Source organism: Streptomyces kurssanovii (genome assembly GCF_040677245.1).
Lineage (GTDB): Bacteria > Actinomycetota > Actinomycetes > Streptomycetales > Streptomycetaceae > Streptomyces > Streptomyces kurssanovii.
This window is the reverse complement of the sequence record NZ_JBFAQK010000029.1, coordinates 1-25,046: the sequence shown is the minus strand read 5'-3', so window position 1 is coordinate 25,046 and position 25,046 is coordinate 1. Positions and strand designations below refer to the sequence as shown.

The 25,046-nt window shown below is 72.5% G+C and carries 23 protein-coding genes and 1 other RNA gene; 11 read left to right on the top strand and 13 right to left on the bottom strand.

Translation table 11 applies throughout. The features are described 5' to 3' along the window. Positions 1-3: 3 nt before the first annotated feature. Entirely contained in the window at positions 4-1,131 is a 1,128-nt protein-coding gene (locus AB0K36_RS20810; protein ID WP_364596392.1) for a sensor histidine kinase, read from the bottom strand. Between the two features lie 271 nt (positions 1,132-1,402). Here AB0K36_RS20810 and AB0K36_RS20805 point away from each other — a divergent pair, with 271 nt between their 5' ends. From AB0K36_RS20805 to AB0K36_RS20795, 3 genes are read left to right on the top strand one after another with little or no spacing between them, the layout of a single operon-like run. Beyond that, the gene (locus tag AB0K36_RS20805) at positions 1,403-2,257 is read left to right on the top strand and encodes a MaoC/PaaZ C-terminal domain-containing protein (protein WP_364596389.1); all 855 of its coding nucleotides are present in this window, start codon (positions 1,403-1,405) and stop codon (positions 2,255-2,257) included. Between the two features lie 13 nt (positions 2,258-2,270). After that, the gene (locus AB0K36_RS20800) at positions 2,271-3,347 is read left to right on the top strand and encodes a Zn-dependent alcohol dehydrogenase (protein WP_364596386.1); all 1,077 of its coding nucleotides are present in this window, start codon (positions 2,271-2,273) and stop codon (positions 3,345-3,347) included. A 13-nt stretch (positions 3,348-3,360) separates the two neighbouring features. Then, positions 3,361-4,296, top strand: coding sequence for a 3-oxoacyl-ACP reductase (locus tag AB0K36_RS20795; protein WP_364596383.1), 936 nt, complete (start codon positions 3,361-3,363; stop codon positions 4,294-4,296). A gap of 530 nt (positions 4,297-4,826) precedes the next feature. Here AB0K36_RS20795 and AB0K36_RS20790 read toward each other — a convergent pair. After that, positions 4,827-6,074: a hypothetical protein gene (locus AB0K36_RS20790; RefSeq protein ID WP_364596381.1), complete on the bottom strand. Its 1,248-nt coding sequence runs from the start codon at positions 6,072-6,074 to the stop codon at positions 4,827-4,829. 184 nt (positions 6,075-6,258) lie between these two features. Between AB0K36_RS20790 and AB0K36_RS20785 the strand changes: the two genes are divergently transcribed. Genes AB0K36_RS20785 through AB0K36_RS20770 form a run of 4 tightly spaced genes read left to right on the top strand, consistent with a single transcriptional unit; the run spans position 6,259 to position 10,189 of the window. After that, positions 6,259-7,296 carry an ABC transporter substrate-binding protein gene (locus AB0K36_RS20785; protein WP_364596379.1) on the top strand — a complete coding sequence of 346 codons (1,038 nt, stop codon included), beginning with the start codon at positions 6,259-6,261 and terminating at the stop codon, positions 7,294-7,296. A gap of 42 nt (positions 7,297-7,338) precedes the next feature. Then, positions 7,339-8,178 carry a Nif3-like dinuclear metal center hexameric protein gene (locus AB0K36_RS20780; protein ID WP_189473989.1) on the top strand — a complete coding sequence of 280 codons (840 nt, stop codon included), beginning with the start codon at positions 7,339-7,341 and terminating at the stop codon, positions 8,176-8,178. Beyond that, positions 8,175-8,918 carry a zinc ribbon domain-containing protein gene (locus AB0K36_RS20775; RefSeq protein ID WP_364596493.1) on the top strand — a complete coding sequence of 248 codons (744 nt, stop codon included), beginning with the start codon at positions 8,175-8,177 and terminating at the stop codon, positions 8,916-8,918. Before AB0K36_RS20780 ends, AB0K36_RS20775 begins: the two co-directional genes overlap by 4 nt. Then, positions 8,918-10,189, top strand: coding sequence for a bifunctional RNase H/acid phosphatase (locus AB0K36_RS20770; protein WP_364596377.1), 1,272 nt, complete (start codon positions 8,918-8,920; stop codon positions 10,187-10,189). The genes AB0K36_RS20775 and AB0K36_RS20770 overlap by 1 nt, the downstream gene beginning before the upstream one ends. Positions 10,190-10,536: 347 nt before the next feature. Here AB0K36_RS20770 and AB0K36_RS20765 read toward each other — a convergent pair whose 3' ends face one another. The 4 genes from AB0K36_RS20765 to yaaA form a co-directional block, all read right to left on the bottom strand. Further along, entirely contained in the window at positions 10,537-10,815 is a 279-nt protein-coding gene (locus AB0K36_RS20765) for a hypothetical protein (protein WP_364596375.1), read from the bottom strand. A 10-nt stretch (positions 10,816-10,825) separates the two neighbouring features. Next, the gene (locus tag AB0K36_RS20760; protein ID WP_364596373.1) at positions 10,826-12,466 is read right to left on the bottom strand and encodes a S8 family serine peptidase; all 1,641 of its coding nucleotides are present in this window, start codon (positions 12,464-12,466) and stop codon (positions 10,826-10,828) included. A gap of 400 nt (positions 12,467-12,866) precedes the next feature. Continuing rightward, entirely contained in the window at positions 12,867-13,496 is a 630-nt protein-coding gene (gene eda / locus AB0K36_RS20755) for a bifunctional 4-hydroxy-2-oxoglutarate aldolase/2-dehydro-3-deoxy-phosphogluconate aldolase (RefSeq protein ID WP_364596370.1), read from the bottom strand. A gap of 59 nt (positions 13,497-13,555) precedes the next feature. Then, a complete protein-coding gene (gene yaaA / locus AB0K36_RS20750) occupies positions 13,556-14,362 on the bottom strand; it encodes a peroxide stress protein YaaA (protein ID WP_364596368.1) in 807 nt (268 codons plus the stop codon). 113 nt (positions 14,363-14,475) lie between these two features. Here yaaA and AB0K36_RS20745 point away from each other — a divergent pair, with 113 nt between their 5' ends. Further along, positions 14,476-15,915, top strand: coding sequence for an RNB domain-containing ribonuclease (locus AB0K36_RS20745; protein ID WP_364596365.1), 1,440 nt, complete (start codon positions 14,476-14,478; stop codon positions 15,913-15,915). On the opposite strand, the gene AB0K36_RS20740 is transcribed toward AB0K36_RS20745, so the two are convergent. Both AB0K36_RS20740 and AB0K36_RS20735 read right to left on the bottom strand, forming a co-directional pair. Beyond that, the gene (locus AB0K36_RS20740; RefSeq protein ID WP_364596362.1) at positions 15,902-16,732 is read right to left on the bottom strand and encodes a hypothetical protein; all 831 of its coding nucleotides are present in this window, start codon (positions 16,730-16,732) and stop codon (positions 15,902-15,904) included. The genes AB0K36_RS20745 and AB0K36_RS20740 overlap by 14 nt on opposite strands. Continuing rightward, positions 16,729-17,511 (bottom strand): MerR family transcriptional regulator, encoded by a 783-nt coding sequence (locus tag AB0K36_RS20735; RefSeq protein WP_364596359.1) that lies wholly within the window; start codon positions 17,509-17,511, stop codon positions 16,729-16,731. Before AB0K36_RS20735 ends, AB0K36_RS20740 begins: the two co-directional genes overlap by 4 nt. Positions 17,512-17,651: 140 nt before the next feature. Between AB0K36_RS20735 and rnpB the strand changes: the two genes are divergently transcribed. Continuing rightward, positions 17,652-18,054, top strand: an RNA gene (gene rnpB, locus AB0K36_RS20730) — RNase P RNA component class A. A gap of 59 nt (positions 18,055-18,113) precedes the next feature. On the opposite strand, the gene AB0K36_RS20725 is transcribed toward rnpB, so the two are convergent. From AB0K36_RS20725 to AB0K36_RS20710, 4 genes are all read right to left on the bottom strand, one after another. Beyond that, entirely contained in the window at positions 18,114-18,530 is a 417-nt protein-coding gene (locus tag AB0K36_RS20725) for a hypothetical protein (RefSeq protein ID WP_189473980.1), read from the bottom strand. A gap of 130 nt (positions 18,531-18,660) precedes the next feature. After that, positions 18,661-19,128, bottom strand: a complete 468-nt coding sequence (locus tag AB0K36_RS20720; protein WP_364596356.1) for a DUF6083 domain-containing protein — start codon at positions 19,126-19,128, stop codon at positions 18,661-18,663. 104 nt (positions 19,129-19,232) lie between these two features. Beyond that, positions 19,233-19,556 (bottom strand): MazG-like family protein, encoded by a 324-nt coding sequence (locus AB0K36_RS20715; RefSeq protein WP_364596354.1) that lies wholly within the window; start codon positions 19,554-19,556, stop codon positions 19,233-19,235. Positions 19,557-19,639: 83 nt separating this feature from the next. Continuing rightward, entirely contained in the window at positions 19,640-20,443 is an 804-nt protein-coding gene (locus AB0K36_RS20710) for an SDR family oxidoreductase (RefSeq protein WP_364596351.1), read from the bottom strand. 133 nt (positions 20,444-20,576) lie between these two features. On the opposite strand from AB0K36_RS20710, the gene AB0K36_RS20705 reads away from it, so the two are divergent. Continuing rightward, positions 20,577-22,205 (top strand): alkaline phosphatase D family protein, encoded by a 1,629-nt coding sequence (locus tag AB0K36_RS20705; RefSeq protein ID WP_364596348.1) that lies wholly within the window; start codon positions 20,577-20,579, stop codon positions 22,203-22,205. Between the two features lie 131 nt (positions 22,206-22,336). On the opposite strand, the gene AB0K36_RS20700 is transcribed toward AB0K36_RS20705, so the two are convergent. Further along, the gene (locus tag AB0K36_RS20700; protein ID WP_364596345.1) at positions 22,337-23,338 is read right to left on the bottom strand and encodes a Gfo/Idh/MocA family protein; all 1,002 of its coding nucleotides are present in this window, start codon (positions 23,336-23,338) and stop codon (positions 22,337-22,339) included. Between the two features lie 88 nt (positions 23,339-23,426). Here AB0K36_RS20700 and AB0K36_RS20695 point away from each other — a divergent pair, with 88 nt between their 5' ends. Then, positions 23,427-24,917 carry a Bcr/CflA family multidrug efflux MFS transporter gene (locus AB0K36_RS20695; RefSeq protein ID WP_364596342.1) on the top strand — a complete coding sequence of 497 codons (1,491 nt, stop codon included), beginning with the start codon at positions 23,427-23,429 and terminating at the stop codon, positions 24,915-24,917. Positions 24,918-25,046: the final 129 nt, after the last annotated feature.

The window sequence follows — 25,046 nt, the reverse complement described above, 5'->3', positions numbered from 1 at the left end:
GACTCAGGCTACGACCGTGACCGGCACTTCGGCGGTCACGCGGAAGCCGCCCTGCGGGGCCGGGCCCGACTCCAGCGTGCCGCCCGCCGCGGCGAGCCGCTCCGAGAGTCCCCGCAGTCCGCTGCCGGGCGACCTCGGTGACGGGCCGGGGCCGCGGCCGTCGTCCGTGACCGTGAGGCGGGCGTGGCCGGCGGCGCCCGTGAGGGCGATCTCGCAGCGCGACGCCCCTGAGTGGCGTACGACGTTGGTCACCGACTCCCGTACCACCCAGCCGAGCAGGGTCTCCGCCTCCGGTTCCAGCAGCGGGCCCGACAGGCGCACGAGGGGGTCGATGCCGGCACTGGTCAGGGTGTCGCGGGCGCGGGCGAGCTCGGCGGTCAGGCTGCCCTCGCGGTAGCCGGTGACCGCCTCGCGGATCTCCGTGAGGGCCTGGCGCCCCACCGCCTCGATGTCGGTGATCTGCGTCAGCGCCGCCCGCATGTCGCCCTCGCCCAGGCGGCGGGCGGCCTCCGCCTTGACGACGATCACCGAGAGGGTGTGGCCCAGCAGGTCGTGCAGGTCACGCGAGAAGCGCAGCCGTTCCTGTTCGACGACGCTTCTGGCCAGCTCCTCGCGGGCTGCGCGCAGTTCACCCACCGTCTCGGAGAGTTTGAAGACGGCGGCGGTCACCATCGACGAGAGGAACGTGCCGTACACGACGCTGATCGCGACCCAGCCGTCCCGCCAGACGGCGACGGCGCCCGCGGCCACGCACAGCGGCACCACGACCCCCATCAGCAGACGGCCCCGCAGTACCGCGCCCACGGCCAGGCCGAGGAGCGGGAAGAAGAGCAGCCAGTCACCGCCGTAGCCGGCGGCGAGGCAGAAGGTGACCGCGGCGAGCGCCACCAGGGCGCCCCGGGTCGCGGCGGAGTCGCGCTTGGCGTCGTCGAAGGCGCGGAAGACGACGGCGAGGTAGAGCGAGTTGAAGGCGAGCACCCCGAGGGCGCCGACCCAGGGGTTGGGGGTCTCGCCCTTGACGAGATTGGCGACGGCGCCGAGCCCCATCAGCAGCCAGGGCAGCATCGCGAATCCGCCTGGCGGGCCGGCTGCCACGGGCCCACCGCACTGACGTGTCCTTGAGCTGTTCATGGCTCCGACGCTACGGATCGGCCGGCCCGCCCGGCAGAGCCGTATGTACGGAGCCGCCGGTGACAAATGTCCCGGGTGCGCGCGGCCATTGGACGGAACTGACGTGGTGTCAGCAGTCTTCACAACCTTTCGAGGCCGCGCTATACATAGGGCCATCGGCCTAGAACGCGTTCTAGAACAGCTCGCCTGGCCGGTCCCGTACGACCTCGGTGCGGCCGACGGTGCGGACGGCCGTGCCGAGGTCTTCACCTCACCGAGGAGCAGCAGCCCCATGCCCATTGACGCCGCCAGGGCCGTCGCCGCGGAGCCCCGCTCCACCACCGTCACCTGGGACCACAAGGACATCCAGCTGTACCACCTCGGCGTGGGCGCCGGCCGCCCCGCCACCGATCCCGACGAGCTGCGCTACACCCTCGAGTCCCGGCTCCACGTGCTGCCGAGCTTCGCCACCGTGGCAGGCGCGGGCAGGGGCGTCGTCAGCGGCATCACGCTCCCCGGACTCGACATCGCGCTCGCGTCGGTCCTCCACGGCGGCCAGCGCATCACACTGCACCGCCCGATCCCCGTCACCGGCACGGCCACCTCCTCCTCACGGATCGCCGCCGTGTACGACAAGGGGAAGGCGGCGGTCCTCGTCCTGCGCACCGAGGCGGCCGACGACGACGGGCCGCTGTGGACCAGCGACTCCCAGCTCTTCGTCCGCGGCGAGGGCGGCTTCGGCGGGGAACGCGGGCCGTCCGAGCGCCTCGACCTGCCGGACCGTGCCCCCGACGCGACCGTGGAGCGGCACATCCGCGAGGACCAGGCCCTGCTCTACCGGCTCTCCGGCGACCTCAACCCCCTGCACGCCGACCCCGACTTCGCAAAACTCGCCGGCTTCGACCGGCCGATCCTGCACGGCCTGTGCACGTACGGCACGACCCTGAAGGCCGTCGTCGACACCCTGCTCGGCGGGGACGTCACCCGTGTCCGCTCGTACCGCGCCCGCTTCGCGGGCGTCGTCTTCCCCGGCGAGACCCTCCGTATCCGGATGTGGGACCTGCCCGGCCGCGTCCAGGTGGTGGTGACCGCCGCCGACCGGGACGACGCACCCGTCCTCGCCGACACCCTTGTAGAAACCGTGTGAAGGGAGCCGCACCATGCGCGCAGCCGTAGTGCACGAGATCGGCCAGGACAAACTCGAAGTCCTCGATGACGTCGAGGCGGTGGGCTTCGGCCCCGGCAAGGTGCGGATCCGGATCAGGGCCACCGGCCTGTGTCACTCCGACGTCTCCGCCATGAACGGTGTGCTGCCGCAGCCCGCCCCCTTCGTGCCCGGCCACGAGGGCGCCGGCGAGATCCTCGACGTCGGCGACGGCGTCGTCGGACTCGGCGCGGGCGACCGGGTCCTGATGTGCTGGCTGCCCGCCTGCGGAGCCTGCCCCTCCTGCAAGCGGGGGCAGGGCCATCTGTGCCTGGCCGGGTTCATGAACGCCGGCACGCCCAACTTCCGCCGCCCCGGCGGCGACGTCTTCGGCTTCGCGGGCACCGGCACCTTCACCGAGGAAGTCGTCGTCGCCGCGGGCTGCGCGGTGCCGATACCCGACGACGTGCCCTTCGACATCGCCGCACTCATCGGCTGCGGCGTCACCACCGGACTCGGCGCGGCCATCAACACGGCGAAGGTGGAAACCGGTTCCTCCGTCGCCGTCATCGGCTGCGGCGGCGTCGGCATCTCCGCGATCCAGGGCGCGAAACTGCGGGGCGCGGCCCAGATCGTCGCCGTCGATCCCGTCGCGTCCCGGCGCGAGGCGGCCCTGCGGTTCGGCGCGACGGAAGCGGTGGAGCCGGAGGCGCTCGTCGACGCCAAGCAGCGGATCACCGCGGGGGAGGGCTTCGACTACGTCTTCGAGGTCGTCGGGAAGTCGGCGACCGCCCGCACGGCCTACGAGACGACCCGGCGCGGCGGGACGCTGTGCGTCGTCGGCGCCGGCGCGATGGACGACCACCTGCGGTTCAACATGTTCGAGCTGTTCTTCGACGAGAAGCGCATCCTCCCGTCCATGTACGGCGGCGGGGACGTGCTGCGCTCATACGAACGGGCCATCGAGCTCTGGCGGGCCGGCCGGATCGACCTGGCGGGCCTCATCACCCACCGGGTGCCGCTCGCCGGCATCAACGACGCGGTGGCGCAGATGCGCAGCGGCGAGGCCCTGCGCACGTGCATCGAGATCTGAGGGGACGGGCGGCATGTCACTTCCCTTGGAGGGCCTGAGCGCGATCGTCACCGGCGCGGGCCGCGGCCTCGGCCGGGCCGAGGCGCTGGAACTGGCGCGGCTGGGTGCGGCCGTCGTCGTCAACGACTACGGGCCGCCGGGAGGGGACGGGTCGGCCGCCGGGTCGGTCGCCGACGAGATCCGCGCGGCGGGCGGCCGGGCCGTGGCCCACCTGGGCGACATCGCCGACTTCCGCACGGCCCGCGCCCTGGTCGACCTGGCGGTCCGCGAGTACGGCAAGCTGGACATCCTCGTCAACAACGCGGGCATCCTGCGCGACCGGATGGTCTTCTCGATGAGCGAGGACGAGTGGGACGCGGTCATCCGGGTCCATCTCAAGGGCCACTTCAACACCACGCGATTCGCGGCCGCGCACTGGAGAGAACGCGCCAAGGCGGCGGCGGACGGCCAGGTGTACGGACGGATCGTCAACACCTCCTCCGAGGCGTTCCTCGCCGGATCGGCGGGCCAGCCCAACTACGCGGCCGCCAAAGGCGGCATCGTCGGCCTGACGACCTCGACGGCGCACGCCCTCGCGAAGTACGGCGTCACGGCGAACGTGATCTGCCCCCGGGCGAGGACCCGTATGACCGAGGACGTCTTCGCGGGCTTCGCGGAGGCGGAACCGGGCGGCTTCGACGCCCTGTCGCCGGAGCACGTCGCGCCTCTGGTGGGCTACCTGTCCTCACCGGCCGCGGCCGTCGTCAACGGCCAACTGCTGGTCGTGCACGGCGGGATGGTGGCGGTGGTGGAACGCCCTCGGGTGGCGGCGAAGTTCGACGCGTCCCTGTCGAAGGGCCCGACGTTCGGCTTCGAGGAGCTGGACGGGGTCCTGACGCCGTACTTCGACGCGAAGCCGCGGGGCGAGACGTTCGCGGCGGGGGAGGTGCTGGGGCTGAGGCGGGGGTAGGGGTGGCGGTGGCCGCTGCGCGGGGCCTGTTCCCCTCCCCGCCCCTTCCCGAACCGGGCTCCGCCCGGACCCCCGCGCCTCAAACGCCGGCGGGGCTGACAAAGTCAGCCCGCCCGGCGATTGAGGGCACGGCCGAAGGCCGTACGGGGTCCGGGGCTTGCCCCGGTTTCGGGAAGGGGCGGGTAGGGGACAAGCCCGCCGCAGGCGCTACCCGCGCTACCCGCGCCGCCCCCTTACGCTCCATCGCCCCCCGACGGCCTCCGATGCCGCCCCCGCCCCGGCGCCGGCGAATCGTCCTTCGCCGCCGCACCGCCCCGGTGCCTGCCGGCACCCGGACTCGCGCTACCGCCACCGCCACCGGTTTCGCCCCGCCCCGGCGTCGCGGACTGCGGACGCGGGCGCGTGTGGGTCGTGTCGGTTCGGGCTTCTGACATGTGGGAAGTCACCCCGTAGAAAATCGCTGCTTACACGTGTCGCAGGCCCCCCGGCCGCCGGCCGGAACCGTGGCCCGGTCGCCCCGGCCCGTGAGTCTAGCCACGGGAACCGCGCCCGGTGAGCGGCGCCTGCTGCAACGGAACGGGCCTGCACACAACAGGACCCTCGGAGCCCTCGCACGGTTCCCCACCTGCGGCTTCCGCTTGTGCCGGTTCTGTGGCCGCCATGTGACCGAAGGTTTCTGCAGAGGCGCCGAGCGCTTCCGGAACCTCCGTACGGATCACCCCGCACGGCACCGGCTCCGTCGCGTACGGCAGTTGCAGCACGCCGTCCCGGTTCCAGGTTCCGGCGCCCGCCAACCAGCCCTCCGGAGGGGCGAGTTGGATCATCCGGCGGGCCGAGGGGCGCCACAGGCCCACCCAGCTGCCGGCCGCGCCGTCGATCCGCAGCGCCACCGCACAGCTCTCCGGCATCAGGACCTGCCCCGGCTGTACCGCGAACGGCGTCACCAGTGCGTCCGGCAGCCGCAGGCTCCGGGGGAAACGCACCGGCCGGGCGCTGCCCAGCACGCCCCAGCCGAGCCGGTCCTGTCCGGGCCCGGGCGCGTTCGAACGGATCAGCAGCAGACCGCTGTCGGCGTCCGCGAGCAGCAGCCGGTCGTCGCTCTCGTCGGTGATCTGGAGCAGCGGCGTCACCTCGCCGCCGCGCGCCAGGTCGACCACGACCGTCTTGACCGGGCCGCCGTCCGGCCGCCTGCGGTCCAGCGCGAGCAGTCGTCCCGCACGGTCCAGCCACGCGCCGCCCGAGCAGTGCCCGGCAACCTCCGCGACGCGCTCGGGGCCGCGGGCCCCGCCCGCCACCAGCCAGATGCCGGTGGAATGCGCGTTCGGCACCAGGGCGTAGGCGAGGACGCCGTCCGGGGACGGCGGCAGCAGTGTCAACTCCTCGGTGGGGACGGCCCCGAGGGGCAGTTCGCCCGTCGCCGGACCGGTCGGGTACAGCAGCGAGAAGGTGTGCCGCTCCGCGACCCGGCGACTGATCAGCACCCGGCCGTCGGAGAGCGGCAGCACCTGTGCGTCGCGCTCCTCCGGCTGGTCGAGCGGAAGCGGAACGGCGTAGGGCTCGAGGCCGTCGAGGGTCCAGCGCTCGGGGAACAGCGCGTCGCCCCTCCCCGCCAGGCGGGCTCCGTACGTGCCGTCCGCGGTGATCGTGATCGCCGGGGCCGCCGCGCCGCGAGGGACCTCCGCGTCGCTCGTGGTCCGCGCGCCGTCCGAACCGTCCGTACCGTCCGTACTCGTCACCGCCCCGTCTGCCGCGGCGGTCTCGATGGCACAGGCTGTCATCGATGCCTCACCTCCGGACTCCGAAGCTAGGTATCGCACTTCCTGCCGAACAACACGTGAGAGGTCTCTTCACACATATGGGTGGCCATGCCCTGATTCGCCTGTGATTGAGGGGGCGGTTGTGCTCCCCGGCCTGCCCGTGCTTAAGGTAAGGCCCACCTAAGTACCGGATCAGGAGCACGTCATGTCCCTACGCCGCCGCGGCACAGCCGCCGCAGTCGCCCTCGCAGCCGCTCTCTCCCTCGCCGCCTGCGGCGCCGACGGCGGTGCGGACAAGGACGCGGGCGCCAAGGCGGACGACGGCGGCAAGAAGGCCGTGGCCCAGGGCGGCAAGGACTTCGGCGACGCCGCCGCCAAGACGGCGGCGATGGGCACGGACGCCAAGGCCGGCGAGTTCCCCCGCACCATCACCCACGCCCTCGGCAAGACCGAGATCAAGGCCGCGCCCAAGCGGGTCGTCGTCCTCGACGTCGGTGAGCTGGACAACGTCGCCTCCCTCGGCATCCGGCCCGTCGGCTACGCGCCCACCGAAGGCGACGACGGCATCCCCGGCTACCTGAAGAAGGAAGCCGGCAGCCCCAAGAGCGTCGGCACCATCAACAGCCTCAACCTCGAGGCCATCGCCGCCCTCAAGCCGGACCTGATCCTCGGCAGCCAGCTGCGCGCGAGCGACAAGTACAAGGAGCTGTCGCAGATCGCGCCGACGGTCTTCTCCATCCGCCCGGGCTTCACCTGGAAGGAGAACTACCTCCTCAACGCCGCGGCGCTCGACAGGACCGCGGAGGCGCAGGCCAAGCTCGCCGAGTACGAGAAGAAGGCGAAGCAGCTCGGCACCGACCTCGGCGAGAACAAGCCGACGGTCACCATGCTCCGTTACATGCCGGGCAAGATCCGCCTCTACGCGAAGGCGTCCTTCATCGGCACGATCCTCGACGACGCCGGCGTCCCGCGGCCGAAGAACCAGCAGATCAACGACCTGGCCGCCGAGATCAGCCCCGAGAAGATGGACGAGGCCGACGCCGACTGGATCTTCACCGGCGTCTACGGCGACCCGTCGAAGACCAAGCGCGACACCGCCGAGTCCAACCCGCTGTGGAAGGACCTGAAGGCCGTGAAGGCCGGGCAGGCCAAGGACGTTCCCGACGAGACCTGGTACCTGGGTCTCGGCGTCACCGCCGCCGGCGAGGTCCTCGACGACCTGCGCGGCTTCCTCGTCAAGTAGGGCACGGCCGCACAGGCGGGCGGGGCAGGTAGCCTTTGCTGCGTGCCCCGTCTGTCTGAAGTCATCTCCGCGCTCGACGCCCTCTGGCCCCCAGAGCGGGCCGAACAGTGGGACGCCGTCGGCACCGTCTGCGGAGACCCCGACGCCGAGGTCCTCCGGGTGCTGTTCGCCGTGGACCCCGTCCAGGACGTCGTCGAAGAGGCGCAGCGGCTCGGTGCCGACCTGCTCGTCACCCACCACCCGCTCTATCTGCGCGGCACCACGACGGTCGCGGCCGGCCACTTCAAGGGCCGGGTCGTGCACACGCTGATCAAGAACGACATCGCCCTGCACGTCGCGCACACCAACGCCGACACCGCCGACCCCGGCGTCTCCGACGCCCTCGCCGGTGCGCTGGACCTGCGCGTCGTACGGCCCCTGGTGCCCGACGCCTCGGACCCGAACGGCCGCCGCGGCCTCGGCCGCGTGTGCGAGCTGGACCATCCGGAGACACTGCGCGAGTTCGCGGCACGCGCCGCGAAGCGGCTGCCCGCCACCGCGCAGGGCATCCGCCTCGCCGGCGACCCCGACGCGACGGTCCGCACCGTCGCGGTGAGCGGCGGCTCCGGCGACAGCCTCTTCGACCACGTGCGCGCCGCCGGTGTGGACGCCTTCCTCACCGCGGACCTGCGCCACCACCCGGCGTCCGAGGCCACCCAGCACTCGCCGCTCGGCCTGGTCGACGCCGCGCACTGGGCGACCGAGTGGCCCTGGTGCGAGCAGGCCGCCGCGCAGCTCGACGCCATTTCCGACCGGAACGGCTGGGACCTGCGGGTCCACGTCTCCACGACGGTCACCGACCCCTGGTCCTCCCACCACGATTCCTCTGGAGCCCCCAACTGAACGCCGCGCCCGCCGACCAGATCCGACTCCTCGACGTCCAGTCCCTCGACCGGCGCCTGTCGCAGCTCGAGCACAAGCGCCTGTCGCTGCCCGAGCACGCCGAGATCGAGTCGCTCACCAAGGACCTCACGCAGCTGCGGGACCTGCTCGTCGCCGCGCAGACCGAGGAGAGCGACACCGCCCGCGAGCAGATCAAGGCGGAGCAGGACGTCGACCAGGTGCGCCAGCGCGCCACCCGCGACCAGCAGCGGCTCGACTCCGGTGCGATCACCTCGCCCAAGGACCTGGAGAACCTGCAGCGGGAGATCGTCTCCCTCGCCAAGCGCCAGGGCGACCTGGAGGACATCGTCCTCGAGGTCATGGAGCGCCGTGAGTCCGTGCAGGAGCGTGTCGCCGAACTGACCGAGCGGGTCTCCTCCGTGCAGGCCAAGGCCGACGCCGCCATCGCCCGCAGGGACGCCGCCGAGCAGGAACTCGACAGCGAGGCCGCGTCCGTCACCAAGGAGCGCGAGCTCGTCGCCGGCTCCGTCCCCGCCGACCTGCTGAAGCTGTACGAGAAGCTCCGTGCCCAGCAGGGCGGCGTCGGCGCCGCCCGGCTGTTCCAGCGCCGCTGCGAGGGCTGCCAGCTCGAGCTGAACATCACCGAACTGAACGAGGTCCGCGCCGCCGCGCCCGACACGGTCCTGCGCTGCGAGAACTGCCGCCGGATCCTCGTCCGCACGTCCGAATCGGGGCTGTAGTGCCCGTACCGCGCGAGTTCGTCGTCGAGGCCGACGGCGGCTCACGAGGCAACCCCGGCCCCGCCGGCTACGGCGCGGTCGTCCTCGACCCGGTCTCCGGCGAGACGCTCGCCGAGGCCGCGGAGTACATCGGCGTGGCGACCAACAACGTGGCCGAGTACAAGGGCCTCGTCGCCGGTCTCAAGGCGGCCCACGCCCTGGACCCGGAGGCGCTCGTCCGCGTACGGATGGACTCGAAACTGGTCGTCGAGCAGATGTCGGGCCGCTGGAAGATCAAGCACCCCGACATGAAGCCGCTGGCCGCGGAGGCCGCACGCGTCTTCCCGCCCGCGCAGGTCACCTACGAGTGGATCCCCCGCGAGCGCAACAAGCACGCCGACCGGCTCGCCAACGAGGCGATGGACGCGGGCAAGCGGGGCAAGCAGTGGGAGCCGTCGCGCTCCACCGCGGCCCTCGACGCACGCGACGCGGAGGCGGCGCGGGTGGTGGGCGACGCGGCGGCCGGCGCGGCGAAGGCCCGGGCGGCGCTGGTCCGCACCGGGGGCGCGGCCGCGGCCGCCGCTCCCGTCGTCTCCGACGCGGTCGCGGGGGCGGAGCTTCTGGCGACGCCGGCGGCCCCGTCCGCCGGGTGGGGCGCCCCAGACCTGGGCCTGCCCGCCACGTTCGTCATGCTCCGCCACGGCGAGACGGTGCTCACCCCCGAGAAGCGCTTCTCCGGCAGCGGCGGCAGCGACCCGGTGCTCTCCGCCGTGGGCCGCCGCCAGGCCGACGCCGTCGCCGCGGCGCTCGCCGAGCGCGGCACGATCCAGACGATCGTCAGCTCCCCGCTGCGGCGCTGCCGTGAGACGGCCGACGCCGTCGCGGCGAAGCTCGGCCTCGGCGTGAGCATCGAGGAAGGCCTGCGCGAGACCGACTTCGCGGCGTGGGAGGGCCTGACCTACGCGGAGGTACGGGAGCGCTACCCCGACGACCTCGAAGCGTGGCTCGCCTCCCCGAAGGCCGCGCCGACGGGCGGCGGCGAAAGCTTCGCCACGGTGGCGAGGCGGGTCGCCGCGACGCGCGACAAGCTCCTCGCCCTGCACCAGGGCCGCACGATCCTCCTCGTCACCCACGTGACCCCGGTCAAGACCCTGGTCCGCCTGGCCCTCGGCGCCCCGCCGGAGTCGCTGTTCCGGATGGAACTGTCGGCGGCGTCGCTGTCGGCGGTGGCGTACTACGCGGACGGCAACGCGTCGCTGCGGCTGCTGAACGACACGTCGCACTTGCGGTGACGGCGGGGGCGTAGCCGCTGCGCGGGGCTGTTCCCCTACCCGCCCCTTCCCGAACCGGGGGCTCCGCCCCCGGACCCCGTGCCGCCCTGCGGGCGGCGTACCGCGCTCCGCGCGGTGCCCTCAAACGCCGGGCGGGCTGGATTTCGCTCCGCGAAATCAGCCCCGCCGGCGATTGAGGCGCGGGGGTCCGGGGGCGGAGCCCACGGAAACACCGCGCGCAGCGCGGTGCCGGGCCCGGGCGGAGCCCGGTTTCGGGAAGGGGCGGGTAGGGGAAAACGCCCCGCGCAGCGGCCACCCCCGGCCCCCTTGAGAGACGCGTGGCCGGGGCCGTACGGCCCCGACGGCGGCTACCCGTCCGACAGCGGACGCCGGCTGCTCGACAGGGACAGCGACATCACGAACGGCTCCTCGGACAGCTCGTCCACCTCCCGGGGTGAGAGGACCCCGGTCAGCACCGTGGCCGCCGGCGGTGGTGCTTCCAGGCCGGCCTCGCGGAGCCGGGCGACCTCCCGGTCCGAGGGAGTTCCCGTAAGGCGAAGGACCACGAGGAGACTCCGGCTCTCCGGGGCGCGCGCGGCCGCCTCGACCGCGGAGGCCAGGGGGGCGTCGAGCTTTCCGTAGTCCACTCGCCGATTCTCACAGCCCCGTGGCGCTGACGAGTCCGTGTCCCCACTTCGGGTCGAACACTCCCGGCGTCCCGCCGATGACCGTGGCGTCGGCACGGAGCAGCTCCTTCAGCCCTGCCGGACCGAGCTCGGGGTCGCGCTGCAGCAGCAGAGCCGTGATGCCCGTGACGAAGGGTGCGGCCATGCTGGTGCCCTGCATCGCCACATGCTTCGTGTCGGTCATGAACTCACGGCGGACACCGATGGCGTCCCGGGACAGGGCGGCGACCAGCATGGCTCCGGGAGCTGCGATGTCCGGTTTGGGTTCGCCGTCCCGGCGCGGTCCTTCGCTGCTGAAGCTAGCGATGTCGTCGGCCACCAGCCAGCTCGCCTCGCGGGGGACGCCGTCGATGTCGTCCCACTCCGTGCGCGACGTGAAGGCGGCGACCGTGACGGCAGAGGATGCCGCGCCCGGCGAGCCGATCTTGAGTGCGTCGTGCACGGCACGGCCGCTGAACTGCGCCTGCGGTCTGGCGTCCGCGTTGCCGAGCATCCATACGTCCACCACGCCACTGGCCACTTCCCGGGCCCGCACCACGAGCCGCCATCCGCCCGGCGCGGTGGCGGGGCCGAGGCCGGTCGGTTCCACCCCCACGTAGAAGTTGTGGTCACCGTTGGCGCGGTCCGGTCCGGGGGTGACGAGCTCGACCGTGCCTTCCGGCAGGTGGTGACGGGACACCGGCGACCCCGAGGGCCGGACGGCCTGGAACGGGGTCGACGCACCGGACGGGGAGACCATGGCGATCTCGAACCGGTCGTTCCCGGAGTACCAGCCGTTGAGGGCGAAGACGTCGGGGGCGCCGTCGAGGATGCCCGGATGGCAGGGGACGGTGCGTTTCGCCCCGTCCGGCACGGTGATCCTCGCGTGGATGTCGTCGTCCCCTTCGTTGCCGGCCGCGCAGCACACGATCCGGCCCGGCCCTGACGCCTCCTCGATCGCCTGGGACATCAGGTCGGTGCCGTCGTGCGGATCGAAGTGGCCGCCGAGGCTGAGGTTGACCACCGCCGGCAGCCCCAACTCGTCCGCGACGCGGAAGACGTACTGGATTCCGTCGATGATGTGGGCATCCATGAAGTCGGTCTTGACCACCACGAGGCGGGCATCCGGCGCGACGCCCTCCTTTCCGGCGGCGATGCCGGCGACGTGGGTGCCGTGGCCCTCCGTGTCCCGCGAGAGCGGGGCCGTGGTCAGGTCGGCGCCGGTGAACTCCGCGCCGTATCCCCCTTCCGCGACTCCGGTCCCGGGCATCGTCTGGTCCCAGATCCGTTCGATCCGGCCGGCGAAGACGGGATGCCTGGGATCGATGCCGGTGTCGACCACGCCGACGACCACGTCACGGCCGGTGAGGCCGGAGTCCGTCCGGAAGGCGGTCGTACCCGTCCGGGTCTGTGCCGCGTGCAGGCAGGGACGCAGCTGGGTGGCGGGTGCGATGCGCTTGACGGCGGGGTTGCCGGCCAAGCGGTCCAGCGCGTCCAGGGTGACGATGGCGGTCCGTACCTCATGGCCGCCGTGGTTGAGTTCGATCCCCTCGCCCCAGGTGACGTCGGGCATGGCGTCCGGATCGCACAGCAGGGAGACCACGACGCGAACCGGCTTGGCGCGCTCGCGCACGGAAACGATCCCTAGCATCCGGGACTGCCGGACGAGTGGACCTCTCCCGCCTTCCTGCACGTACCGCTCGTACGCCGCCGCGAGCGGTGACGCCAACTTGTCGAAGTCCACTGCCGTTTCTCCTCCTTGACCTGCGGCGCAGCCGTCCGGGGGCGACCAGGACGGCAGCCTCCCGCAGGCGCCGGGAAGCAACTGCCGCGAAAGCGGGCCGTGCGCGTCCCGTCATCGCCGGCCCGCCGGTAGGCGGGCCTCGTGTGCTCACGGGAGCGGACAGAGGTGAGCATGGCATCGCGTCGTCCGGGGCCGCGGTGTCCCTCCCGGGGGAACCGCGACGATCACACGTCCGGCGGAGGCCGGTCACCGCCGGACCGCGGGAGAAGGAGGGGCCGGGGCGCGACGGCTATTCCCCCGACGGCTGTCCCAGTCCCGCGGCTTCCCGCGCCAGGGCCTCGACCCGGGCCCAGTCCCCGGCCCGCACCGCGTCCGCGGGCAGCATCCACGTGCCGCCCACGCACGCCACGTTGGGAAGTGCGAGGTACGACGGGGCCGAAGCGAGCGACACCCCGCCCGTGGGGCAGAAGCGGGCCTGGGGGAGCGGGCCGGCGAGGGAGGTGAGGTAGGGCGTGCCGCCCGCCGCCTCCGCGGGGAAGAACTTCATGTCCGTCACCCCGCGTTCCAGCAGCGCCACCACCTCCGACGTCGTGGACACACCGGGCAGGAACGGCACGCCGGACGCCTTCATCGCGTCGAGCAGGGTGTCCGTCCAGCCGGGGCTGACGAGGAAGCGCGCTCCGGCCGCCACCGCGGAGGAGACGCCGGCCGGTGAGATCACCGTGCCGGCGCCGACGACCGCGTCGGGCACCTCCGCCGCGATCGCGCTGATCGCGTCGAGCGCGGCGGGTGTCCGCAGCGTCACCTCGATCGCCGGCAGGCCGCCCGCGACGAGGGCACGCGCGAGCGGTACGGCGGTGGTGGCGTCGTCGACGACGACGACAGGGATCACGGGGGCGAGGCCGAGCACGGAGGTCATGCGCCCATCCTGCCCAGCCCGAGCATCACGCGCAACGCGCGTTGCGCACAGCGCAACGCCTAGTGGATCTCGGAGACCACCACGTCCAGCGCCCACACCTTCCCGGCCTTCGCCGGAGGCTCCGCCTCGACCACGTGTCCGAGGTCCCGCAGCGCCTCCACCAGCGCGGCCGGCGACCTGGGCGCCGCCCCGGCCTCCAGCAGGCTGCGGACGATCCGGCCCTTCGTCGCCTTGTTGAAGTGGCTGACCACGGACCGCTTCTCGACCCCGGTCGCTTCATCGATCCGGGAGTGCAGCACCCGCACCGTCGCCGTACGGCTCGCCACCTCGCCCTTCGGCTTCCACGCCGCCGCGTACGCCGACGACCGCAGATCGAGCACCAGCCCGCCGCCGGCCTCCTCGGGGAGTACCGACTCCATCGGTCCGCGCCAGTACGCCCCGAGCGCGCCGAGGCCCGGCAGCTTCACACCCATCGAGCAGCGGTACGGCGGGATACGGTCGCCGATCCTGACCGCGCCCCACAGCCCGGAGAACACCAGCAGCGACTGCCGGGCCCGCCGGCGCGCGGACGCGTCGAGCGTGGCGAGGCCCAGCGCGTCGTACAGGACGCCGGTGTAGATCTCCCCGGCCGGCCGGGTCCCCGCCGTCCGCAGTTCCACGTTCTTCGCGATCTCGCCGCGCAGTCCCTCGCTCAGACCGAGGACCTCCTGCGCCTTCGTCCCGTCGGCGACGCACAGCTCGACCAGCTCGTCGAGCACCGCCGCCCGTGCCTCCGCGAGCCCCGGCAGGGACAGCGACTCCGGCTTCAGCGGAGCCCCGCGGCCGGAATCGGCCTTGCCCTCCGACGGCGGCAACAGCACAAGCACGGCAGGTCTCCTTCGTACGGACACGGGGTGGGGGTGCGGCCCCGCGCCAGAGTACAAAGGCCGCCCCGCCCCGCCGAAATGCCACCACCCCCGCCGCGACCTACGCTCGGTCCATGCCCCGCCGCCACATGAAAGCGACCGGCGCAGCCGAGGCCCCGCTGCGCGCCGCACTGCGTGAGCTGCGCACGACGCTCGAGGTGCCGGGGGACTTCCCGGCAGCGGTCCTCGCCGAGGCCGCTACCGCTGTCAGGGCCCCGCGGCTGCCCGCCGAGGACGCCACGGACATCCCCCTCTTCACCATCGATCCGCCCGGTTCCGTCGACCTCGACCAGGCGATGCACCTCGCCCGCCGCGACGGGGGCTATCGCGTCCACTACGCGATCGCCGATGTCGCCGCCTTCGTCACGCCGGGTTCCGCGCTCGACGCAGAGGCCCACCGGAGGGTGCAGACCCTGTACTTCCCCGACGGGAAGGTCCCCCTCCACCCACCCGGTCTCTCCGAAGGGGCCGCCAGCCTGCTGCCCGGCCAGAGCGCCCCCGCGCTGCTGTGGCGGCTCGACCTCGACGCGGAGGGACGCACGGTCGCCACGGACGTGCGCCGGGCGCTCGTACGCAGCCGGGCCAGGCTGGACTACGAGGGAGCGCAGCGGCAGATCGACACCGGCACGGCGGAGGAACCGCTGGCGCTGCTCAAGGACATCGGCACCTTGCGCGAGGCGCTCGAGGTGGAACGCGGCGGGATCTCCCTCAACGTCCCCGAGCAGGAGGTCGCCGAGCGGGACGGCGGGTACGTCCTCGAGTACCGCGCCCCGCGCCCCGCGGACGGCTGGAACGCGCAGATCTCCCTCCTCACCGGCATGGCCGCCGCCGGCCTCATGACCGCGTCCGGCACCGGCATCCTGCGCACCCTGCCGACCGCCCCCGACGGGGCCGTGGCCCGGCTGCGCCGCTCGGCGAAGGCGCTGCGCGTCGACTGGCCCCACCACGTCTCGTACGCCGACCTCGTCCGCTCCCTCGATCCGCGCGAGCCGCGCAACGCGGCCTTCCTCCAGGAGTGCACGACGCTGCTGCGCGGCGCCGGGTACACGGCGTTCACCGGCGGGGTGCTGCCGGTACCGGCCGTCCACGCGGCGGTCGCCGCCGAGTACACGCACTGCACCGCGCCGCTGCGCCGGCTCGTCGACCGCTACGCGGGCGAGCTGTGCCTCGCCGCCGTCGCGGGGCGGGAGCCGCCGGAGTGGGTGACCGCCGCCCTGGAGACCCTCCCCAAGGAGATGGCCGAAGGAGGCCGGCGCGGCAACACCGTCGAACGCGAATGCCTCGACATCGTCGAAGCGATCGTGCTGCGGGACCGGATCGGCGAGGTCTTCGACGCGGTCGTCGTCGACGTGTTGGAGAACGACCCGGCGGCGGGCACCGTCCACCTCGAGGACCCGGCCGTGGTGGCGCGCGTCGAAGGCGGCGACGGCGCGCTGCCGCTGGGGGAGCGGCTGAGGGTGCGGCTCACCGAGGCCGATCCCGGGCGGGCGAGGGTGCGGTTCACGCCGGCATGACCGGCGCCGTGGCCGGGCGCTCCCCGCCGACCGCATCCCGCAGGGCCTTCGCGAACGCCCTGGCGTCGTCGGCGTGGACGCGGACCGTCCGGACGGGCCGTTCCCGCCCCAGTAGACCGGTGTACGTCACCGGCTCGGACAGCTCCAGAGTCACCGACGTCTGCCCGGCGATCTTCAGATCGAGGACCTCGTCCTGCTTCTCGTGCGTGAAGATCAGCTCGTACCGTACGGACGCGATCCGCTCCAGCGGTATCCGCAGGTCCACATGGCCGGCCTGGCGCAGCCGCAGCGTGTCCGCCGACAGGACGTGCGGGCGGGTGACGGAAGCGGCCTGGAGGCCCAGCATGAACAGGACGGTGTAGACGTCGACGACGAGCAGCACGGCGTGCACGGCCGGCCAGTTCCGGAACAGCACCGCCATGACGACCGTCTCGACGGCGCAGACGAAGGTGAAGCCGTACATCAGCGCCGCTTGGTCCCGCGCGTGCCCGAAAGCGCGGTCGTCCGGCCCGACGCCGTCACGGCGCCGCGCGACCCGGAGTACCAGGCTGTACATCAGCCGCAGTTCATGGCCGATGAGCCGCAGCACGGGCAGCGGTACGAGCTCGGCCAGCGCCTCCCGCCCCGTCAGCCCGCGCCTGCGCAGCCGCAGAAAGGCGAACACCTCCGCGGCGAGCAGCAGCACGACGGCCACCTCGGCGACGGCGAGGACGACGGCCGGGATCCGCACACCGCCCACCAGACACATGGCGAGCAGCAGCTCGGCGGGCAGCACCGCGTAGGCCACGCCCCGCAGGGCGCTGAGCAGCCGGTTCACCGGGCACGCTCCATGACCAGCCGCAGGGCGCGCTCCACGACGGCGGCCTGCGCGGGCGAGAAGTCCGCGAGGAACGCGTCCAGGAACCCTTCCTGGGGCGGGCCGTCCGTGCCGAGCTGCGCCACCATCTCGTCGGGCAGCAGGTCGGCGAGCCCCTGGGCCGTCCGCTCCACCCGCGGGTCGGCCGGGTCGGCGTCCGCGAGCGTGTCGAGCTCCTCGTACAGCGCGTAGGCCCGCTCCATGGCGCCCGGTGCCTCGGTCATCCGGCGCATCGCCCCCATCAGCCGCTCCTGCTCCGCCGCGGGCGCCACCGTGTCCAGCAGCGCCAGCAGCTCCCTGTCCTTGGCGGCGATCGCCGGCTCCGGCCCGGGCAGCGCCGCGGACGCGCGTGCCATGTCCCCGAACAGCTCCGCCAGCATCGGGGACACCGGCCCCTCGGCGGGCAACCGCCCCTCCCGCGCCTGCTCGAGCAGCGGGGCCAGCCGCGCCCGCCGCTCATGGACCAGCGCCTCCTGCCGACCGAGGTCGGCGTCCAGTTCCTCCAGCACCTCGACGAGATCCCGCCCCGCGTCCTCCGCGAGCACGTCGCGCACCTCGTCGAGCCCGAGCCCCAGCTCGGTGAGCCGCCGGATCCGCGCGAGCAGCACGGCGTCGCGGACGGTGTACTCCCGGTACCCGTTGGCCAGCCGGACGGGCTCGGGCAGCAGCCCCAGATGGTGGTAGTGCCTGACGGCCCGCGTGGTCACACCGACCATCGCGGCGATCTCTCCGATACGCATGACTTCAGTAGAAACGTTGACGCCGCGACAAGGTCAAGCGCCGACCGGCGGGCCGCGAGGGGGCTCGCCCGGAGCCGTTCCGTCCCGCCCGGGCGGCCGGTTTCCCGCAGCCGGGCAGGTAGCATGGTCACCACGGCAGACGAGCCGGGCGGACGGCCGCGTGGGGATCAGCAGTGATCCTCCCGAGGAACGTCCGGGCTCCACAGGGCAGGGTGGTGGCTAACGGCCACCCGGGGTGACCCGCGGGACAGTGCCACAGAAAGCAGACCGCCGGGGATCTCGGTCCTCGGTAAGGGTGAAACGGTGGTGTAAGAGACCACCAGCGCCTGAGGTGACTCAGGCGGCTAGGTAAACCCCACCTGGAGCAAGGTCAAGAGGGACCGCCGCAAGGTGGTCCTGCGCGGACGTTCGAGGGCTGCCCGCCCGAGTCCGCGGGTAGACCGCACGAGGCCGGCGGCAACGCCGGTCCTAGATGGATGGCCGTCGCCCCGACGACCGCGAGGTCCCGGGGCACAGAACCCGGCGTACAGCCCGACTCGTCTGCCCCCACTCGCGTGTTGTGCCCGAAGGGCCTCCGACCCGGTCGGAGGCCCTGCCCGTGATCAGGCCTTGGTCGATCCGCTGCACAGCCAGTCGCCGTAGCGGACGCCGTCCTTGCTGCGGACGATGCAGACCCGCACCGTGTCGTTCTCGGTCAGGTCGTAGTTGCACGTCGTGATGCCGGTGCCCGGCTGGCCGATGCTGGTCGTGTCATAGCAGCCGGTCCGGTGGTCCCGCCAGCCCCACGCGTCAATGTTGATCTTCTGCCAGCGCTCGATCTTGGCCTGCACCGAGTAGCCGTCCGCGGACGTGTCGGTCACATACAGCCAGTCGCCGTCGGGGTAGAACGTCGCCGTACCCCAGGACCTGCTGACACTCACGTTGAGGCCGCTCGCGGAGGCGGAACCTGCCATGCCGACCACGAGGGCACCGCTCGCGACGAGGGCCATGCCGGCCGTTACCGCCTTGCTGCGCGTCATGAAGTGTTCCCTTTCCGAAGACATTTGTTCGATGGGCGTCCAGATCAAACCGTTGCCGACGAACAGGTGTCAACCAGGTTTCTGACACGGCGAGTTGATGGCTGAAGGGCCCAGGCCGCCCGGTCGTCCGTCACACGCCCTGCCGGGCGTTCCGCCTCCACACCGCGTGCAACGCCGGCGAGTGCGCGGGCGCCGGGCGGGCCGGGCAGACGTCGACGTGGCTCACCCGGCAGGTGTCGGAGGGGGACGCCGATCGCAGGCTGACCGCCGTGCCGTCGCCCGCGATACGCCAGCGGTGGCCGATCGGGACCGTGGTGACCGCGAGGGTGCCGGGCTCGATGAGCATCCAGCGGCCGTGCGCGGTGCGGTGCCACTCGGCCGTACCGCCGCATTCACGGCAGGTCGCAGGGTTCGGCGCGGCGGCGGCCGTCCGGGTCGGGTACGTCAGCGCGTCACCCGTGGCCGTCAGGATGTCACCCAGCCGGACGGGATCGCGGCCGGACCTCGTGGGGTGTTCGCAGCGCCCGCACAGCGCGGCGCGGCGGCCGGCGTCCAGGCGGGCGTCCGGGCCGTCACAGGCAGCGCATCGAAAGCCCAACTCCGGCCCCCCGAGGCTCGGTTACAGCGCGATGCTTTCCTTCCCCATCCAGAAGTCTTCCGAGAGTGACGATTTCGAAACCATGCGTACGGGCGCGGTGCGGCTCAGGCTTCCAGCGAGCGGGACGCCACGCGGTCGAGGTGTGACGCGAAGACCTCCGCCGCGTCAGGCGTGAGCGTGCGCAGTGCCACCATGGCCGTGATGATCACGTCGCACAGCTCCGCCTCGACGTCCTGCCAGGTGTGTGTCGTGCCCTTGCGCGGGTTCTGGCCCTTCGCGCCGATGACCGCCTGCGCGACCTCGCCCACCTCCTCGGAGAGCTTCAGCACGCGCATCAGCACCTCTTGCTCCGGCGGGTACTTGGTGTGCGCGTGCAGCCAGTCGTGCAGGCGGCCGATCGTCTCCCAGCCGGTGTCCGTCTTCTCCATGACCCGCAGACTGCCACGGTGCGGCGGCCGGTGGCGGAGAAGCGGAGGCCGGCCCCGACCTCCTCGCGGCGCCGGCCGTCCCTTCAGCCGCGCCCGATGAACGGCATGTTCGTCGCCATCACCGTCACGAACTGCACGTTCGCCTCCAGCGGCAGTTCCGCCATGTGCCGTACGGTCCGGGCCACGTCGGCCGCGTCCATCACCGGCTCCGGCGCCAGTTCGCCGTTGGCCTGGAGGACGCCCGACTGCATGGCACCGGTCATCTCGGTCGCCGCGTTGCCGATGTCGATCTGGCCGCAGGCGATCGAGTAGGGACGGCCGTCCAGTGACAGGGACTTCGTCAGGCCGGTCAGCGCGTGCTTGGTCGCGGTGTACGGCGCCGAGTTCGGGCGCGGCGCGTGCGCGGAGACGGAGCCGTTGTTGATGATCCGGCCGCCCTGCGGGTCCTGGTCCTTCATCTGGCGGAACGCCGCCTGCGCGCATAGGAACGCGCCGTTCAGGTTGGTGTCGACGACCTTGCGCCAGGCCGAGAACTCCAGGTCCTCGAAGCGGATGCCGCCGGGCCCGAACGTGCCCGCGTTGTTGAAGAGCAGGTCGAGCCGCCCGTAGCGCTCGCGCACCGTGGTGAAGAGGGCCGACACCGCGTCGGGGTCGGTCACGTCCGTCGGCACGCAGAGCACGTCCGCGTCCGGCCGGACGTCACGGATCAGCGCCGCGGTCTCCTCCAGCGACTCGTTACGCCGACCGGCGAGCGCCAGTGCCCACTTCGGGCGAACGGTCGAACTGGTGGCCGTGTCCTGTCCTGCCCGGGCCAGTTCCAGTGCCACGCTCCGGCCGATGCCGGAGCCCGCACCTGTCACCACCGCGATTCTCACTACAGCGTTCATGCTTGCGCAGCGTACGCGCATGCGTCGTACACGGATCTCATCCGACCGCCATGCGGATGTTGTGTCCCCGACAACGCGGATTCGTCGGCCCCGGCTGCAATGCGACTGACAACAGCCGTAAGGGGAGGGCCACATGACACCCGCGCACACGACCCACTCGCCCGAGCTCAGAGCCGCCGCCCGACACTTCGGGCGACGCACCTTCCTCACCGCCACGTCCGCCGCCGCCGCGCTCGCCTTCGCGGTGAACCTGCCCGGCACCGCGCACGCCAGTACGGTCAACGGCCGCAAGATCACCGAGAACCCCTTCACGCTCGGCGTGGCGTCCGGCGACCCCCAGCCCGGGTCCGTCGTGCTGTGGACCCGCCTCGCGCCCAGGCCGTACGAGCCGGGCAGCGGCATGCCCGACGCCAGGGTCCAGGTCCAGTGGGAGGTCGCCCACGACGCCGCGTTCGCCCGGATCGCCAAGCGGGGCAGCGTCACCGCCTTCCCCGAGTTCGACCACAGCGTCCACGTCGAGGCCGCCGGCCTGGAGGCGGACCGGGTCTACCACTACCGCTTCCGCACGGGCACGTGGATCAGCCCTGCCGGCCGCACCCGCACCGCCCCCGCCCCCGGCGCCGTCCTCGGCCGGCTGAAGCTCGCGGCCGTGTCCTGCCAGGCGTACCACGACGGCTACTTCACCGCGTACCGGCACCTCGCGGACGAGGACCTCGATGTCGTCTTCCACCTCGGCGACTACCTCTACGAGTACGCCGTGAACTCGGCGGGCGGCGCCCGCAACTACACCGACCGCGTCCTGCCGGCCCACTTCAACCGCGAGACGGTCACCCTGGAGGACTACCGGCTGCGGTACGGCCTCTACAAGTCCGACCCCGACCTCCGGGCCGCCCACGCCGCGCACCCCTTCGTCGTCACCTGGGACGACCACGAGACCGAGAACAACTACGCCGACGAGACGCCCGAGAACGGCGTGCCGCCGGAGGAGTTCCTGCTGCGCCGGGCATCCGCCTACCGGGCGTACTGGGAGAACCAGCCGCTGCGCGCCCCGCAGCAGCCGGCCGGACCGGACATGCAGCTCTACCGCAGGCTGCACTTCGGACAGCTGGCCCAGTTCGACGTGCTGGACACCCGCCAGTACCGCTCGGACCAGGCGTACGGCGACCGGGCGCACGTCTCGGGACCCGAGTCGGAGGACCCGTCGCGCACGATGACCGGCGCGCAGCAGGAGCGCTGGCTGATCGACGGCTGGCGTGCGTCCACCGCCGTCTGGAACGTCGTGCCCCAGCAGGTCAACTTCTCGCGGCGCGGGCTGGACCTGACCGACGACCCCAAGCTCAGCATGGACGCGTGGGACGGCTACCCCGCCTCCCGCGACCGGGTCCTGGACGGCGCGAAGTCCGCCGGCGTGGAGAACCTGATGGTCCTCACAGGCGACGTGCACGTCGCGTACGCCTACGACATCAAGCGCGACTACGAGACGCCCGGCGCGGAGATCGTCGGCACCGAGATCGTGGCCACGTCCATCTCCAGCGGCAAGGACGGTGCCGACAGGCCGGCCACCTGGGAGACGTACACCACGGCGAACCCGCACATGAAGTTCTACAACGGGCGCCGCGGCTATGTGACGGTCACCCTCGAGCAGCAGCAGGCACGCGCCGACTTCCGTACGGTGGCCGCCGTGACGACGCCGGGCGCGCCCGTCACCACGACCGCGTCGTTCGTGACGCAGGCGGGGAGCCCGGGGCTTCAGCAGGCCTGAGCCGCCGTCCGGCACGTCGTGCGACGTGCCGGACGGCCCGGCCGGTCCGTCGGTGGCGTGCGATGTGCCGGACGGCCCGGCCGGCCCGTCGGTGGCGTGCGGCCGTCGGGGTCAGGCGGTGGTGCGTGCCGTCATCCGCCGTGACGCTCGCCCGGGAAGCGGACGCCGATGCGCTCACGCACCGCGTCGAGCGTCCGCATCACGGCGAGCGTCCCCTCGAGCGGGACGAGGGGCGACTCCTTCTCACCCGCCCGCACCGCACGCATCACCTCGGCCGCCTCGTGGTGCAGCGAGTCCCGCCGGCCGTCGAAGAGGAACTCCTCCGGCTCCTTGCCGTCGCGGTGCAGGACGAAGCGCTCGGGGAAGAAGAATCCGTCAGGGACGTCGATCCGGCCGGCCGTCCCGGTCACGGACGCCGTGACCGGGGTGCCGGCCGTGATCGAGCAGGACAGCAGTGCCGTCGCCCCCTTGTCCGGCCAGCCGAGCAGCATCCCGGTGTTGAGGTCCACGCCCTCCGGGGAGAGCAGCGCGTCCGCCTGGACGCGCTCCGGCTCGCCGAGCAGCAGCAGCGCGAACGCGACCGGATAAACGCCGAGATCGAGCAGCGCGCCGCCGCCGAGTGCGGGATCCCGCAGCCGGTGGTCCGGGGCGAACGGGCCCGCGAGCCCGAAGTCGGCCTGCACCGTGCGGACGTCACCGATGGCGCCCTCGCGGACCAGCTCGGCGATGCGGCGGACGGCCGGGTGGCAGTACATCCACATGGCCTCCATCAGGAACGTGCCGTGGAGGCGGGCGAGTTCGACGAGCTCCGCCGCCTCGGCCGCGTTCAGGGTGAACGGCTTCTCGCACAGCACCGGCTTCCCGGCCGCCAGACAGAGTCCGGCGGCGGCCCGGTGCGCGGAGTGCGGCGTCGCGACGTACACCACATCGACGTCCTCGTCGGCGGCGAGCGAGGCCCAGTCCCCGTACGCGCGCGGTATGCCGAAGCGGTCGGCGAAGGTCTTGGCGGACGCCTCGGTGCGGGAGGCCACCGCCACGACCTCGGCGTCGGGCATGGCCGTCAGATCCTCGACGAATCTCGCGGCCATGCCGCCGGTCGCCAGTACGCCCCACCGCACGGTGTCGCTCGTCACTTGCCCACCCCTGTTCACGCCGAAAAGGTCTCGATCAGTCCGGACGAGCTGAGAGCATAGATGTTGAAAATAGGATTAGGAGCTGTAGATGCCGGAGAGCGGCCAGAGCAAACAAGGACGAACCACTCATCCCGGACCGGCATCCGCGCCCCCGGTCTCCGCCGCGGTTCCCGCGCCGCGGGATGGCGCAACGGCCGCGGCCGCGACGCCTGTTGCCGGCTCCGCCTCTGTTTCCGGCTCCGCCCCTGGTTCCGGCTCCGCCCCTGGTTCCGGCTCCGCCCCTGTTTCGGGTTCCGTCACCGGTCCGGCCGTCACCGGTCCGGCTGTCACCGGTCCGGCTGTCAGTGGTCCGGCCGCCGGTGTCGCCGCCGCACGCCGGGCGGGGCTCCTCGTCACACTCGTCCTCGGCGGCCTCACCGCGCTGCCGCCGCTGTCCATGGACATGTACCTCCCGGCGCTGCCCGCGGTCACCGACTCGCTGCACGCACCCGCGGCGACCGTCCAGCTCACCCTCACCGCCTGCCTCGCCGGCATGGCCCTCGGCCAGCTCGTCGTCGGCCCCATGAGCGACAAATGGGGACGCCGCCGGCCGCTGCTCGTCGGCATGCTCGTCTACGTCGTCGCCACGGCGATGTGCGCCTTCGCGCCGACCGCCGAACTGCTCATCGGCTTCCGGCTGTTGCAGGGCCTCGCGGGCGCGGCCGGCATCGTCATCGCCCGAGCGGTGGTGCGCGACCTCTACGACGGCGTGGAGATGGCCAAGTTCTTCTCCACGTTGATGCTGATATCCGGCGTGGCACCCGTCATCGCCCCGCTCATCGGCGGCCAGGTGCTGCGGGTCACCGACTGGCGCGGCATCTTCGTGGTCCTCACCGTCGTCGGCGTCGTGCTCACCCTCGTGGTCGTCAAATGGCTCGACGAGACGCTGCCGGTGGAGAAGCGGCACAGCGGCGGAGTGGGCCAGGCGCTGCGCACCATGCGCGGCCTCCTCGCCGACCGGGTCTTCACCGGCTACATGCTCACCGGCGGACTCGCCTTCGCCGCGCTGTTCGCGTACATCTCGGCCTCGCCGTTCGTCGTGCAGGAGATCTACGGCGCTTCGCCGCAGACCTTCAGCCTCCTCTTCGGCCTCAACTCGATCGGCCTGATCGCCGTCGGCCAGATCAACGGCCGACTCCTCGTCGGCCGGGTCAGCCTGGACAAGGCCCTCGGCTTCGGCCTGGCCGTGATCATGCTCGCGGCGACCGCGCTGCTGCTGCTGACCTCCGGCGTCTTCGGGGAGGTGGGACTGTTCCCCGTCGCGGCGGGCCTGTTCGTCCTGATGTCCGCGATGGGGCTGGCGATGCCCAACACCAACGCGCTGGCACTGCTGCGCACCCCGCACGCGGCGGGCTCGGCGTCGGCACTGATCGGCACGGCGTCCTTCCTCGTCGGCGCGGTCGCCTCGCCGCTGGTGGGCATCGCGGGCGAGTCGACGGCCGTGCCGATGGCGGTGGTGCAGGTGGTGTGCGGGGTGGGGGCGATGCTGTGCTTCTTGCTGCTGTGCAGGCCATGGAGGGGGAAGACGGGGGTGGTCTGAGGGGGCGGGTGCGGGTGCGCCTGCGGCGGGCTTGTTCCCCACCCCGCCCCTTCCCGTAACCGGGGGCTCCGCCCCCGGACCCCCGCGCCTCAATCGCCGGCGAGGCTCAAGTTGCAGGCAACTTGAGCC